We start from the raw sequence: 13,264 nt of genomic DNA, 5'->3' as shown, positions 1-13,264 counted from the left end.
CCTTGACGCCGACGTCAAGGCATACGGTCGCGGTATGCGAATCGGGGAGCTGGCCGAACGCGCCGGGACGACGACACGGACGCTGCGGTACTACGAGTCACGGGGCCTGCTGCACGCACGCCGCGCGGAGAACGGATACCGCACGTACGACGAGGGCGACCTGAGGATGGTCCGGCAGATCCGGACCCTCCAGGACTTCGGGTTCGACCTGGAGGAGACCCGCCCCTTCGTCGACTGCCTGCGCGCCGGGCACCCGGCGGGCGACGCCTGCCCGGCCTCGCTGGCCGTCTACCGGCGCAAGCTCGGCGAGCTGGACGCCCTCATCGCCCAGCTCCGGTCGGTCCGTACGGAAGTGGGCGCCCAACTGGCCCGCGCCGAAATGGAGATGACGGCCGAGGTGCCTGGCGGCCCCGAACCACGATGCGAACTCACCTGGAAGGACGAGGGATGATCCACGCAGAAGGTGTCGCCGAGGTCACCGACACGACGTTCGAGGCGGAGGTGCTGGGGGCGGGCCTGCCCGTGCTGGTCGAGTTCACCGCCGACTGGTGCGGCCCCTGCCGCCAGCTCGCCCCGGTGCTCAGTGCCGTCGCGAGGGAGGAGGCCGGCCGCCTCAAGGTCGTACAGATCGACGTGGACCACAACCCGGGCATCGCGAGCCGGTACGCCGTGCTGTCGATGCCGACGCTGATGGTGTTCCAGGGCGGCGAACCGGTGAAGTCGATGGTCGGCGCCCGCCCGAAGCGCCGTCTCCTCCAGGAGTTGGAGGACGTACTCCCGGCGGCGGTCTGACGCGGCGCGGCTGGACCACAGGGGCCCGCACAGCTCTGTGCGGGCCCCTGTGCGTGCCGGGACGTCAGCCGGCCGTCCACCCTCCGTCCACGGCCAGCGCCGACCCCGTGGCGAAGGACGCGCGGTCGCTGCACAGCCACAGGGCCGCCTGGGCGATCTCGACGGGGTCAGCCATGCGCTTCTGCATCTGGCGGGCGACGAAGGCCGTCCCCAGCTCCGGGTACGCCTCGACCGCCTGGTCGATCATCTCCGTCCGGGTGGTGCCCACCACGAGCGTGTTGACGCGGATGCCGAGTTCCGCGTACTCCGCGGCCGCCGCCCTGGTCATGCCGAGCACCGCGTGCTTCGCGGCGACGTAGGGCACGGGGGCTCCGGTCGCCCCCATGGCCGCGGTGCTGGACGTGTTGACGATGGCCCCCTTCCCCGCTTCGAGCATCGCCGGGATCTGCGAACGCAGGCAGTTCCAGGTGCCGTTGACGTTCACGGCCATCGAGCGGTCGAAGACGGCCTGGTCGAGCTCATGCATCGGGGACAGGTCGTCGCCGGCGAATCCCGCGTTGTTGAAGGCCGCGTCCAGGGAGCCGAACTGCTCACGGGCGTTGTCCACGGCGCGCTGCACGTCCTCGGCGACCGCGACATCACCCGCACTGATCGCAGCGCGTCCGCCCGACTCGACTATTTCGAAAGCCAGTTGCTTCAGCCTGTCCTCGCGGCGAGCCATCAGGAGGACCGCCGCTCCCTCCGTGGCGAAGAGACGAGCGGCCGCTTCCCCGATGCCGCTCGACGCGCCCGTGATCATGACGGTCTTGCCGGCCAGCATTCCATTCGTGTCACTCATGCGGCGAGTAAACCCCTGCAGGGGCGAGCTGACCACACCTGAACCGGCCCTGCGGCAAACGTCGTTGGTCGGACCCCGAACAGTCCGCACGGCTGACACACACCGGGCCCGCACCGCGTGTACGCGGTGCGGGCCCGGGGGGCCGGTCAGGGCTCAGGCGGGCCGCAGCCAGACCGTCGCCAGCGGCGGGAGGGTCAGGGTGATGCTGGTGTCCCTGCCGTGGGCCGGCACCGCCTCGGGCTTCAGCGGCTCGTCGTTGCGTACGTCGCTCCCGCCGTAACGGGCCGCGTCGGTGTTCAGGACCTCCACCCACGCCTCCGGGCCGTCCGGCACACCGATGCGGTAGTCGGCGCGCACCACCGGGGAGAAGTGCGAGACCGCGATCAGCGGGGAGCCGTCGGCGTCGTAGCGGACGAACGAGAACGCGTTGTCCTCCGCGGCGCCTCCGTCGATCCAGCTGAACCCCTCCGGCGAGGTGTCCCGCTGCCACAGGGCCGGCAGGGCGTTGTAGACGGCGTTGAGGTCCGTCACCAGGGTGCGCACCCCACGGTGGTCGCCGGACGCCTCGTACGTCTCGTCGAGCAGCCACCAGTCCGGGCCGTGGCCTTCCGACCACTCGGCGCCCTGGGCGAACTCCTGCCCCATGAAGAGCAGTTGCTTGCCAGGGTGGGCCCACATGTAGCCGAGGTAGGCGCGGTGGTTGGCGCGCCGCTGCCACCAGTCGCCGGGCATCTTGGTGACCAGCGCCTGCTTGCCGTGCACCACCTCGTCGTGGGAGATCGGCAGCACGTAGTTCTCGCTGTACGCGTACACCATCGAGAAGGTCATCTCGTTGTGGTGGTACTTGCGGTGGATCGGCTCCTTGGACACGTAGACCAGGGAGTCGTGCATCCAGCCCATGTTCCACTTCAGGCCGAAGCCCAGCCCGCCGTGGTCCGTCGCGCGGGTGACACCGTCCCAGGCGGTGGACTCCTCCGCCATCGTGACGACGCCGGGGTTGCGCCGGTAGACCGTCGCGTTCATCTCCTGGAGGAAGGCGACCGCGTCGAGGTTCTCCCGGCCCCCGAACTCGTTCGGCGACCACTGGCCGTCCTCACGGGAGTAGTCGAGGTAGAGCATGGACGCCACCGCGTCGACCCGCAGCCCGTCGATGTGGAACTCCTCGCACCAGTACGTGGCGTTGGCGACCAGGAAGTTCCGCACCTCCTTGCGGCCGTAGTCGAACTCCAGGGTGCCCCAGTCCGGGTGGTCGGCCCGCCGCGGGTCGGAGTGCTCGTACAGCGGACGGCCGTCGAACTGCGCGAGGGCCCAGTCGTCGCGCGGGAAGTGCGCCGGCACCCAGTCCATGAGTACGCCGATGCCCGCGGCGTGCAGCGAGTCGACCAGGAAGCGGAAGTCGTCGGGGCCGCCCAGGCGGGAGGTCGGCGCGTAGAAGCCGGTCACCTGGTAGCCCCAGGAACCCCCGAAGGGGTGCTCGGCGACGGGCATCAGCTCGACGTGGGTGAACCCGAGCTCCTTGACGTACGACGGCAGCTGCGTGGCGAGCTGGCGGTAGGACAGGCCGGGCCGCCAGGACGGCAGGTGCACCTCGTACACGGAGAAGGGTGACTCGTGGACGGGGCGGTCGCCCCGGTGCGCCATCCAGTCCGCGTCCTGCCACTCGTGGTGCGACGTCGTGACCACCGAGGCGGTGGCCGGGGGGACCTCGGTGGAGCGGGCCATCGGGTCGGCGCGCTGGGTGTGCGACCCGTCGGGCCGGCAGATGTCGTACTTGTAGACCGCGCCCTCGCCGGTCCCGGGGAGGAAGAGCTCCCACACACCGGTGGAGCCCAGCGAACGCATGGGGAAGGCCGTGCCGTCCCAGTAGTTGAAGTCGCCCGTGACACGGACTCCTCGCGCGTTCGGGGCCCAGACCGTGAAGCGGGTGCCCGCCACGCCCTGGTGCTCCATCGGCTGGGAGCCGAGTGCCTTCCAGAGTTCCTCGTGGCGGCCTTCCCCGATGAGGTGCAGATCCAGCTCGCCGATCGCCGGCATGAAGCGGTACGGGTCGTCCACCTCGATGGTGTTGTCCTCGTAGGCGATGCGCAGGCGGTACCCGGCGGGCACCTCGGGCAGCGCCAGGACCCCGGAGAAGAAGCCGTCGCCGTCGCTCTGCAGCTCCGCCCAGGTGCGCTTGCCCGCGACCAGCACGGAGACCGAGCGGGCGTAGGGGCGCAGCACCCGGAAGAGCACGCCGCCCTGGACCGGGTGCGCGCCCAGCACTCCGTGCGGGTCGTGGTGATCGCCGGCGAGGAGCCGGCCCCGGTCCGCCTCGTCCAGGGCCGTGGCCGGAAGGACGCTCTTGCTGCCGCCTCCGCGCCGGGGGCGTGGCGGGGTGCCGGTGGCCGCCGCGGTGGTCTTCCTGGCGCGTGGGCGCTTGGCCGGAGCCGGGGCCTCGGCGGCGGGGGCAGCCGCGGGCGGTTCGGCCGGGGTGGCGGCGGCCGTGGCCGTGACCTCCGCGGTCACCGGCTTGGCCGTGGGCGGGACCTCGATGGGCTCGGACGACTTGCGGGACGGCTTGCGGGCGGTCACAGAGACGGCCTCCTCGAACGGATCGAAGGGTGGATGGGAAGCGGGGTCACGCCGGTGCGGCGGCCAGACGCTGGATGGCGGCCATCGGCACCGGCAGCCAGTCGGGGCGGTGGCGGGCCTCGTACAGCACCTCGTACACCGCCTTGTCGGTCTCATGGGCGCGCAGCCACTCGGGCTCGCGCCGCGGGTCGGTGCCCGCCACGCTCGCGTAGCCCTCGCAGTACGCGGCGCGGCAGCGGGCCGCCCACTCGGGGTTCCACGGGTGGTGCGAGCGTGCCGCGTAGTCGAAGGAGCGGAGCATGCCCGCGACATCGCGGACCGTCGGCTGCGGACTGCGGCGCTCCGGGAGCGGCTTCGCCGGCTCGCCCTCGAAGTCGATGAGCGACCAGAAGCCGTCGTCGTCCCGCAGGGTCTGGCCGAGGTGGAGATCGCCGTGGACCCGCTGGGCAGCCCAGCCGTGCCCCGTCTCACCGAGCTCCGCCACCGCGTCGAACGCGGCGCGCAGACCGGGTACGTACGGGACGAGGGCGGGCACCGCCTGCGCGGCGGCCTCCAGCCGCTCCACCATCCCCGCCACCAGTCCCCTGGTCCGGTCATGGGCCAGCGGCGGCGTCGGCAGGGCGGCGGCGAGCGCCGTGTGCACCTCGGCGGTGGCCCGGCCGAGCGCGTGCGCCTCGTCGGTGAAGTCCCGCCCCTCTGTGAGAGCGGCGAGCGCCAATTGCCATCCGTCCTGGGCACCGCGCAGGAACGGCTGCAGCACCCCGAGCGTGAGCGGCTCCGGGCCGGTCGTCGCCTCGAACCAGGCCACCGGCGCCGGCACCCGGCCGCAGCCCTCGCGGCTCAGTGCGAGCGGCAGCTCCAGGTCGGGGTTGGTGCCCGGGAACACCCTGCGGAAGATCTTCAGGATGAACGAATCGCCGTACACCAGAGAGGAGTTGGACTGCTCGGTGTCCAGGACGCGTGGGGTGAGGCCCGGCGGGATGGGTTCGGCGCGGTCGAAGCGGAGCGGTCCGAGGGAGCCGGGACTACGGAATCGTTCCAGCAGCAGATCGGCGACCCGTGGATCGTGCAGACCCTCGTAGAGGGTGCGGCCTGCCAGGGGCCCCTCCGTGACCACGCCGATGCGCGCGCCCGCCAGCCGTGGGGGCAGGGTGGTCCGCACGCCGAGCAGCAGCTGGTAGCAGTCCCCTTGCGACGGGGCGGGCCGGCCGCTCGGCTGGTGGACCCTGACGAGGAGGTGCAGCAGGCCCGGGCCCGTGCCGGCGGCGTCCAGAGGCAGTATCTCCGTGGCCGCGACGAGGGAGAACCCGGTCACCGTCTGCCCCTTGCCGGCGAACCACCGCTGGCGGGGCACCCACTCGTGGAGCAGTGGGGCGAGCGACGGCAGCAGGGCCGTGGAACCCGAGGTGCTCGTCGGGTGTCTTCTTGTCGTCTTTCTCGATGTTGTGCTCTTCGCCAGGGCGACTCGAGTGGATGCAGCCTCCGACATGGCATCGCGTCCTTTCCCCGGGCACACCACAGGATGCGAAGAGTGTCCCGGATTGCGGCAATGGCTGTCCGGCTGTGCGGGACGTGTCGGGTGAGGAAAGTCCGTACGGACCTGATCAAGGGGCCTCGGGAGCCCGAAGGAGCCCGGAAGGGCTCGATATCGGGGAGAGTGCCCCGTGCGGGGCGGTGGAAACCGCCCCGCGGGCGGCGCCTCCACGGTGAGGCGCCTTCAGCGGTCCGTGACCCCTGGTCAGCCGACCGGAGCTTCCTTCCGCATCCGGAACCAGTAGAAACCGTGCCCCGCGAGCGTCAGCAGGTAGGGCCACTGACCGACGGCCGGGAAGCGCACCCCGCCGATCAGCTCCACCGGATGACGCCCGCTGAAGGCCCTCAGATCGAGCTCGGTGGGCTGCGCGAACCGCGAGAAGTTGTGGACGCACATCACGAGGTCGTCCTTGTACTCACGGGTGAACGCGAGGACCGCCGGGTTGGACGAGGGCAGTTCGCTGTACGTGCCGAGACCGAACGCGGGATTCTGCTTGCGGATCTCGATCATCCGGCGCGTCCAGTGCAGCAGCGAGGAGGGCGACGCCATCGACGCCTCCACGTTGGTGACCTGGTACCCGTAGACCGGGTCCATGATCGTGGGGAGGTAGAGCCGCCCCGGATCGCTGGAGGAGAAACCGGCGTTGCGGTCGGGCGTCCACTGCATCGGGGTGCGTACGGCGTCCCGGTCGCCCAGCCAGATGTTGTCGCCCATGCCGATCTCGTCCCCGTAGTACAGGATCGGGGAGCCGGGGAGCGAGAGCAGCAGCGCGGTGAACAGCTCGATCTGGTTGCGGTCGTTGTCCAGCAGCGGGGCCAGGCGCCGGCGGATGCCGATGTTGGCGCGCATCCGGGGATCCTTGGCGTACTCCGCGTACATGTAGTCGCGTTCTTCGTCCGTGACCATCTCGAGCGTGAGCTCGTCGTGGTTGCGCAGGAAGATGCCCCACTGGCAGCCGGACGGGATCTCCGGGGTCTTGGCCAGGATCTCCGAGACGGGGTAGCGGCTCTCCCGCCGTACCGCCATGAAGATCCGGGGCATCACCGGGAAGTGGAACGCCATGTGGCACTCGTCGCCGCCGGCCCTGAAGTCGCCGAAGTAGTCGACGACGTCCTCCGGCCACTGGTTGGCCTCGGCCAGCAGGACGGTGTCGGGGTAGTTGGCGTCGATCTCCTTGCGGACCCGCTTGAGGAAGTCGTGGGTCTCGGGGAGGTTCTCGCAGTTGGTGCCCTCGCGCTGGTAGAGGTAGGGCACCGCGTCGACCCGGAAGCCGTCGATGCCCAGGTCCAGCCAGAAGCGCAGCGCCGAGATGATCTCCTCCTGCACCGCCGGGTTCTCGTAGTTGAGGTCCGGCTGGTGCGAGAAGAAGCGGTGCCAGTAGTACTGCTTGCGGACCGGGTCGAAGGTCCAGTTGGACGTCTCCGTGTCGACGAAGATGATCCTCGCGTCGGGGAACTGCTTGTCGTCGTCCGCCCAGACGTAGTAGTCGCCGTACGGCCCGTCCGGGTCCGTGCGGGACTGCTGGAACCAGTCGTGCTGGTCGCTCGTGTGGTTCATGACGAAGTCGATGATCACGCGCATCCCGCGCTGGTGCGCGGCGTCGACGAACTCCACGAAGTCGGCGAGGTCGCCGAACTCGGGGAGCACGGCGGTGTAGTCGGAGACGTCGTAACCGCCGTCGCGCAGCGGCGACTTGAAGAACGGCGGCAGCCAGAGGCAGTCGATGCCCAGCCACTGCAGGTAGTCCAGCTTGGCGGTGAGGCCCTTGAGGTCACCCACACCGTCCCCGTTGGAGTCCTGGAAGGACCGGACGAGTACCTCGTAGAAGACGGCGCGCTTGAACCAGTCGGGGTCGCGGTCCTTGGCGGGAGTGTCCTCGAACAGGTCGTGGACGGGCTCGTTGACGATCATTGCGTGGGTGACCCTCCGGTCGGCGGGGACGGTCGCAGAACCGCGATGTGCGCGGGCGTGACGCCCGGCTCGAGGCGCACATAGAAGGTCCTGCCCCAGTGATAGGTGTCGCCGGTGAGCTCGTCGCGCACCGGCACGCTCTCGTGCCAGTCGAGGCCGAGTCGCGGCATGTCCAACGAGACCGTGGCCTCCTGGGTGTGGTGAGGGTCGAGGTTGACGACCACCAGGACGGTGTCCGGTCCTGAGCGCTTGCTGTAGGCGATCAGGGCCTCGTTGTCGACATGGTGGAAGTGGACGTCGCGCAGTTGCTGGAGTGCCGGATGGCGACGGCGGATCCGGTTGAGGGAGGTGATCAGGGGTGCGAGCGAGCGGCCCTCACGTTCCGCTGACTCCCAGTCCCTGGGCCTGAGTTGGTACTTCTCGGAGTCCTGGTACTCCTCGCTCCCGGGACGCACCGGGGTGTTCTCGTACAGCTCGTAGCCCGCGTACACGCCCCAGGTGGGGGAGAGCGTCGCGGCCAGCACGGCCCGGGTCTCGAAGGCGGGACGCCCGCCTTCCTGGAGATAACCGGGAAGAATGTCGGGCGTGTTCACGAAGAAGTTGGGCCGCATGTACGAGGAACTCTCACCCGAGAGCTCGGTCACGTAGTCGGTGATTTCCTGCTTCGTGTTACGCCAGGTGAAGTAGGTGTAGGACTGCTGGAAGCCGACCGCGGCCAGCGCGCGCATCATCGCGGGGCGGGTGAAGGCCTCCGCCAGGAAGATCACGTCCGGGTCCGTGCGGTTGATGTCGGCGATCACCTTCTCCCAGAAGACCACCGGCTTGGTGTGCGGGTTGTCGACCCGGAAGATGCGTACGCCGTGGTCCATCCAGAACCGCAGGACGCGCACGGTCTCCGTCACGATCCCGCTCATGTCCTGGTCGAACGCGATCGGGTAGATGTCCTGGTACTTCTTCGGCGGGTTCTCGGCGTACGCGATGGACCCGTCCGCGCGGTGGTGGAACCACTCCGGGTGCTCCTTCACCCAGGGGTGGTCCGGGGAGCACTGCAGGGCGAAGTCCAGCGCGATCTCCATGCGCAGGGTGCGGGCCGTCTCCACGAAGTGGTCGAAGTCCTCGATCGTGCCGAGATCCGGGTGGACGGCGTCGTGGCCGCCCTCGGCCGAACCGATCGCCCAGGGCACGCCGGGGTCGTCGGCGCCGGGGGTGAGGCTGTTGTTCGGGCCCTTGCGGTGAGTGGTCCCGATGGGGTGGATCGGCGGCAGGTAGACCACGTCGAACCCCATCGCCGAGACGGCGGGAAGGCGCTCCGCGGCGGTCCGGAGGGTGCCGCTGACCAGCCGGGTGACCGGTGGTGCCGCGGCCTCCGCGGTGACCCCGGGGCCCTTGCCCCGGGTGGCGGCGGACGTCTTCGCGGTCTTCGCAGCCCGGGGCTTGCGGGCGGGCTTCGGCGGTGCGACCACCTCCTCGCGCGCGCCCTCGGAGCGGGGGAACAGCTCGTACCAGGAGCCGTAGAGGGCGCGCGGGCGCTCCACCGTCAGCGGCATCGGCCGGGAAGCGGTGACCAGTTCACGCAGCGGGTGACGCGCGAGCGCCTCGTCCACCTCGGGGGTGAGCGCGGCGGCCAGCCGGGCGGCCGGGGCGCGTCCGGTGTCGCGGAGGGCGTCGACGGCGGCCAGCACCGCCTCACGCCCGTCCCGCTTGGGCACGCCCTCGGCCGCGCGGGCGTAGAGCTCGGCCCCCTCGTCGAGGACCAGCGCGGTGTCGATGCCCGCCGGAATCTTGATCCGCGCGTGGGCCCGCCAGGTGGTGACCGGATCGCTCCACGCCTCGACCGTGTACGTCCAGGCCCCCTCGGACTCCGGAGTCACGTCCGCGCCCCACCGGTCCGTGCCCGGCGCGAGCTCGCGCATCGGCGTCCAGGGGCCGGGCCGTCCGCTCGGATCGCAGAGGACGACGTTGGCGGCCACGGCGTCATGCCCCTCGCGGAACACGGTGGCGCTGACCTCGAACGTCTCGCCTGCGACGGCTTTGGCCGGCCGTCTGCCGCAGTCGACGAGCGGACGGACGTCCAGGACGGGAATGCGACCGATCATGGAATCACCTGGGGGTCGGATCTCGGCATGCGCGGGGCGAGACGTGGGCGTGAGGGGCCGTCCGCGCGCGCCGCGATGGTGGGGTTGCGTCCTTTGTAGCCGCTCGGTCGTCGGCTGGCGGGGTGTGGGCATGGCCGCTCCTGTCCGCGTTCACTCGAATGGCACTCGAATGGCAGGTGCACGGGGGTTCGACCTCGGACCGGGGCACCTCGGGTCGTGCAGCGCGGGGGGTGCTACCGGGGGAGCCTTCCCACCGGTTTCGGGCGTCCAACCCGCCGGTGTGTTAACTCCTGGGTCCAACCGGTGCACGCGCTCCGGACCGCGCGCCGGTCTTCCGGCCGTCACGCGGGCACCTCCGCAGCCTTCCCTGTGGTGCGGGGTGCCACAAGTCCGCGTGAGGAGGGGAAATCAGCCATATCGCCCGAGACAGAAGGGTGCGTATCTGGCGCATCTGGCCCACGGGGCGGGTGGTACGCGAGAGGCGTGAGCCTTCACCGCGACCCAGGTGATTCCGGAGGCGAACGGGGCAGGGCGCGGACCGTGCCGGACCAGGGCGGGGGCGGGCCGACGGCGGCGCGGGGCGGTGACTGAGCCGGGCGTGCGCCGTGGCTGCGCCACGCCGGACGCCGCTACCGTCGAGGGTGACGGAGAGGGCGCCCACCGTCGTGCGTCCCCTCGGATCCGTACGTCCCCTGTAAAGGTGGGATACGTGAAGGCCATTCGTCGATTCACCGTGCGTCCCGTCCTCCCCGAACCCCTGCGACCGCTCAGCGACCTCGCCCGCAACCTGCGCTGGTCCTGGCACACCGAGACCCAGCAGCTCTTCCAGGCAGTCGACCCGGAGGGCTGGCGGCCCGCGGACGCCGACCCCGTGCGTCTGCTCGGTGCCGTTCCCGCGGCACGACTCACCGAGCTGGCCGGAGACCAGCACTTCCTGAGCCGCCTCGACGAGGCGTCCGCGGACCTCCGGGAGTACCTCGGCGGCCCGAGGTGGTACCAGAACCAGCTCTCCCAGGGCGCGGAGCTCCCCGCGGCCATCGCCTACTTCTCTCCCGAATTCGGTGTCACGGCCGCCCTGCCGCAGTATTCGGGCGGCCTCGGCATCCTGGCCGGCGACCATCTGAAGGCCGCCAGCGACCTCGGCGTACCCCTCATCGGGGTCGGCCTGCTCTACCGGCACGGCTACTTCCGCCAGAGCCTGTCCCGCGACGGCTGGCAGCAGGAGCACTACCCGGTCCTGGACCCCAACGAGCTGCCGCTGACCCTCCTGCGGGAGGCCGACGGCACCCCCAGCCGGGTGGTGCTCGCCCTGCCGGGCGGCCGCTCGCTGTACGCCTGCGTCTGGCAGGCCCAGGTCGGCCGCGTACCGCTGCTCCTCCTCGACTCCGACGTCGAGGAGAACGCGCCGGGCGAGCGCGACGTCACCGACCGGCTGTACGGCGGCGGCAGCGACCACCGGCTGCTCCAGGAGATGCTCCTCGGCATCGGCGGGGTGCGCGCGGTGCGCACGTACTGCCGGCTCACCGGGCACGCCGCCCCCGAGGTGTTCCACACCAACGAGGGCCACGCCGGATTCCTCGGCCTGGAGCGGATCAGGGAACTCACCGACACCGGGATGGACTTCGACGCGGCGCTGGAGACCGCGCGGGCCGGAGCGGTGTTCACCACGCACACCCCGGTCCCCGCCGGGATAGACCGTTTCGACCGCCAGCTGGTGGCCCGTCACTTCGGCGACGACGGTGAACTGCCGGGTGTCGCGGTGGAGAAGATCCTGCCGCTCGGCACCGAGACGTACGAGGGCGGTGAGCCCGGCATCTTCAACATGGCGGTGATGGGCCTGCGGCTCGCCCAGCGCGCCAACGGCGTGTCCACGCTGCACGGCGCCGTCAGCCGGGAGATGTTCTCCGGCCTGTGGCCGGGATTCGACCCCTCCGAGGTGCCGATCACCTCCGTCACCAACGGGGTGCACGCCCCGACCTGGGTGGCGCCCGAGGTCTTCCGCCTCGGCGCCGACACCTTCGGCGCCGAACGCGCGGAGAACGCCCTCGCCGGATCCGGGGCCGACGGCACCGCGGCGTCCCCCGGGCGCTGGGACGCGGTGGGCTCGGTCTCCGACCGGGAGATCTGGGAACTCCGCCGCGACCTGCGCGGCCAGCTCGTCACCGAGGTACGCAAGCGTCTCTACGCCTCGTGGCGCAGGCGCGGCGCCGGCACGGCCGAACTGGGCTGGATCGACGACGTCCTCGACCCGGACGTGCTGACCATCGGCTTCGCCCGCCGCGTGCCCTCGTACAAGCGGCTGACGCTGATGCTGCACGACCGCGACCGGCTGCGGGAACTGCTCCTCCACCCGACCCGCCCGATCCAGATCGTCGTCGCGGGCAAGGCCCACCCCGCCGACGACGGCGGCAAGCGGCTGGTCCAGGAACTGGTGCGGTTCGCGGACGACCCGAGGGTGCGCCACCGGATCGTCTTCCTCCCCGACTACGGCATGGGCATGGCGCAGAAGCTCTACCCGGGCTGCGACGTCTGGCTCAACAACCCGCTCCGCCCGCTGGAGGCCTGCGGCACCAGCGGGATGAAGGCGGCTCTCAACGGCTGTCTCAACCTCTCGGTGCGCGACGGCTGGTGGGACGAGTGGTTCGAGCCCGACTTCGGCTGGGCGATCCCCACCGCCGACGGCTCCGCCACCGACGAGGCGCGGCGCGACGAACTGGAGGCGAACGCCCTCTACTCGCTGATCGAGGACCGGGTCGCCCCCCGTTTCTACGACCGTGACGCCGAGGACCTGCCCGAACGCTGGATCGAGATGGTCCGCCGCACCCTGGTGACGCTCGGCCCCAAGGTGCTCGCCGGGCGCATGGTGCGCGAGTACGTGGAACGCCTCTACGCGCCGGCCGCGCTCTCCCGCAAGGCGCTGGAGCCGGCGGCCGCCCGGGATCTGGCCGCCTGGAAGGCCAGGGTCCGTGCCGCCTGGCCGCAGGTGGCGGTCGACCATGTGGAGGCCACCGCCGACACGGTCGTCGGCGGCTCCGCCGAACTCGGCTCCACCCTTGCCCTGCGCGTCCGCATCGCCCTGGGCGGTCTCGACCCGGACGACGTGGAGGTACAGGTCGTCGCCGGGCGGGTCGACTCGGGGGACGCGATCGCGGAGGCGCAGACCTTCCCGCTGAAGCCGGCCGGCGGTCACGACCTGGAGGACCGCTGGCTGTTCGAAGGTCCCCTCGCCCTCGATCGTACGGGCCCCTACGGCTACACGGTCCGGGTCCTGCCCTCGCATCCGTTGCTCGCCTCGGGCGCGGAGCTCGGTCTGGTCGCGGTCCCGGGTGACGCCGCCGGCGACGGCGGCGGGGTCCTGCTCCGCTGACACCCCGGGTTGTGGAGTCCGCGGTGGGCCCGGTGCGTAGGCGCCGGGCCCATCCCGTTGCCAGGAGGCGGCCGGGCCGATTCGGTGCGGATGAACCGGCAGAGGTGCTTTCGGCCCGATCTCGCTACCATGACAGCCCTGCCGGTGTGGCCCCG

Annotated in this window: 8 protein-coding genes; 3 read left to right on the top strand and 5 right to left on the bottom strand. The window is 71.0% G+C overall.

The window, feature by feature from the left end:
- The first annotated feature begins 34 nt into the window (after positions 1–34).
- Together ACGFNN_RS09905 and trxA are read left to right on the top strand one after the other, a co-directional pair.
- Positions 35–451 (top strand): MerR family transcriptional regulator, encoded by a 417-nt coding sequence (locus ACGFNN_RS09905; RefSeq protein WP_393554466.1) that lies wholly within the window; start codon positions 35–37, stop codon positions 449–451.
- Positions 448–792, top strand: a complete 345-nt coding sequence (trxA, locus tag ACGFNN_RS09900) for a thioredoxin (protein WP_393554464.1) — start codon at positions 448–450, stop codon at positions 790–792. The genes ACGFNN_RS09905 and trxA overlap by 4 nt, the downstream gene beginning before the upstream one ends.
- A gap of 64 nt (positions 793–856) precedes the next feature.
- Here trxA and ACGFNN_RS09895 read toward each other — a convergent pair whose 3' ends face one another.
- The 5 genes from ACGFNN_RS09895 to ACGFNN_RS09875 form a co-directional block, all read right to left on the bottom strand.
- Complete coding sequence (locus tag ACGFNN_RS09895; RefSeq protein ID WP_393554463.1) at positions 857–1,630, bottom strand: SDR family NAD(P)-dependent oxidoreductase; 774 nt, start codon at positions 1,628–1,630, stop codon at positions 857–859.
- Positions 1,631–1,783: 153 nt separating this feature from the next.
- Positions 1,784–4,201 (bottom strand): 1,4-alpha-glucan branching enzyme, encoded by a 2,418-nt coding sequence (gene glgB / locus ACGFNN_RS09890; protein ID WP_393554461.1) that lies wholly within the window; start codon positions 4,199–4,201, stop codon positions 1,784–1,786.
- 46 nt (positions 4,202–4,247) lie between these two features.
- Positions 4,248–5,690, bottom strand: a complete 1,443-nt coding sequence (locus ACGFNN_RS09885; protein WP_393554459.1) for a maltokinase — start codon at positions 5,688–5,690, stop codon at positions 4,248–4,250.
- 249 nt (positions 5,691–5,939) lie between these two features.
- A complete protein-coding gene (treS, locus tag ACGFNN_RS09880) occupies positions 5,940–7,646 on the bottom strand; it encodes a maltose alpha-D-glucosyltransferase (protein WP_393554457.1) in 1,707 nt (568 codons plus the stop codon).
- Positions 7,643–9,742 (bottom strand): alpha-1,4-glucan--maltose-1-phosphate maltosyltransferase, encoded by a 2,100-nt coding sequence (locus tag ACGFNN_RS09875; RefSeq protein ID WP_393554455.1) that lies wholly within the window; start codon positions 9,740–9,742, stop codon positions 7,643–7,645. The genes treS and ACGFNN_RS09875 overlap by 4 nt, the downstream gene beginning before the upstream one ends.
- A gap of 709 nt (positions 9,743–10,451) precedes the next feature.
- Between ACGFNN_RS09875 and glgP the strand changes: the two genes are divergently transcribed.
- Positions 10,452–13,109 (top strand): alpha-glucan family phosphorylase, encoded by a 2,658-nt coding sequence (glgP, locus tag ACGFNN_RS09870; protein ID WP_393554453.1) that lies wholly within the window; start codon positions 10,452–10,454, stop codon positions 13,107–13,109.
- The last annotated feature ends 155 nt before the right edge of the window (positions 13,110–13,264 follow it).

It is taken from the genome of Streptomyces sp. NPDC048590, from assembly GCF_043199535.1.
Lineage (GTDB): Bacteria > Actinomycetota > Actinomycetes > Streptomycetales > Streptomycetaceae > Streptomyces.
Note: the sequence above shows the minus strand (reverse complement) of the source record. Positions and strands in the feature narration are given on the sequence as shown.

Excerpts from the sequence above, each read along its gene's own strand:
- treS (WP_393554457.1), bottom strand. The coding sequence starts at position 7,646 with ATGATCGTCAACGAGCCCGTCCACGACCTGTTCGAGGACACTCCCGCC.
- ACGFNN_RS09905 (WP_393554466.1), top strand. The coding sequence starts at position 35 with ATGCGAATCGGGGAGCTGGCCGAACGCGCCGGGACGACGACACGGACG.
- trxA (WP_393554464.1), top strand. The coding sequence starts at position 448 with ATGATCCACGCAGAAGGTGTCGCCGAGGTCACCGACACGACGTTCGAG.
- ACGFNN_RS09895 (WP_393554463.1), bottom strand. The coding sequence starts at position 1,630 with ATGAGTGACACGAATGGAATGCTGGCCGGCAAGACCGTCATGATCACG.
- ACGFNN_RS09875 (WP_393554455.1), bottom strand. The coding sequence starts at position 9,742 with ATGATCGGTCGCATTCCCGTCCTGGACGTCCGTCCGCTCGTCGACTGC.
- ACGFNN_RS09885 (WP_393554459.1), bottom strand. The coding sequence starts at position 5,690 with ATGTCGGAGGCTGCATCCACTCGAGTCGCCCTGGCGAAGAGCACAACA.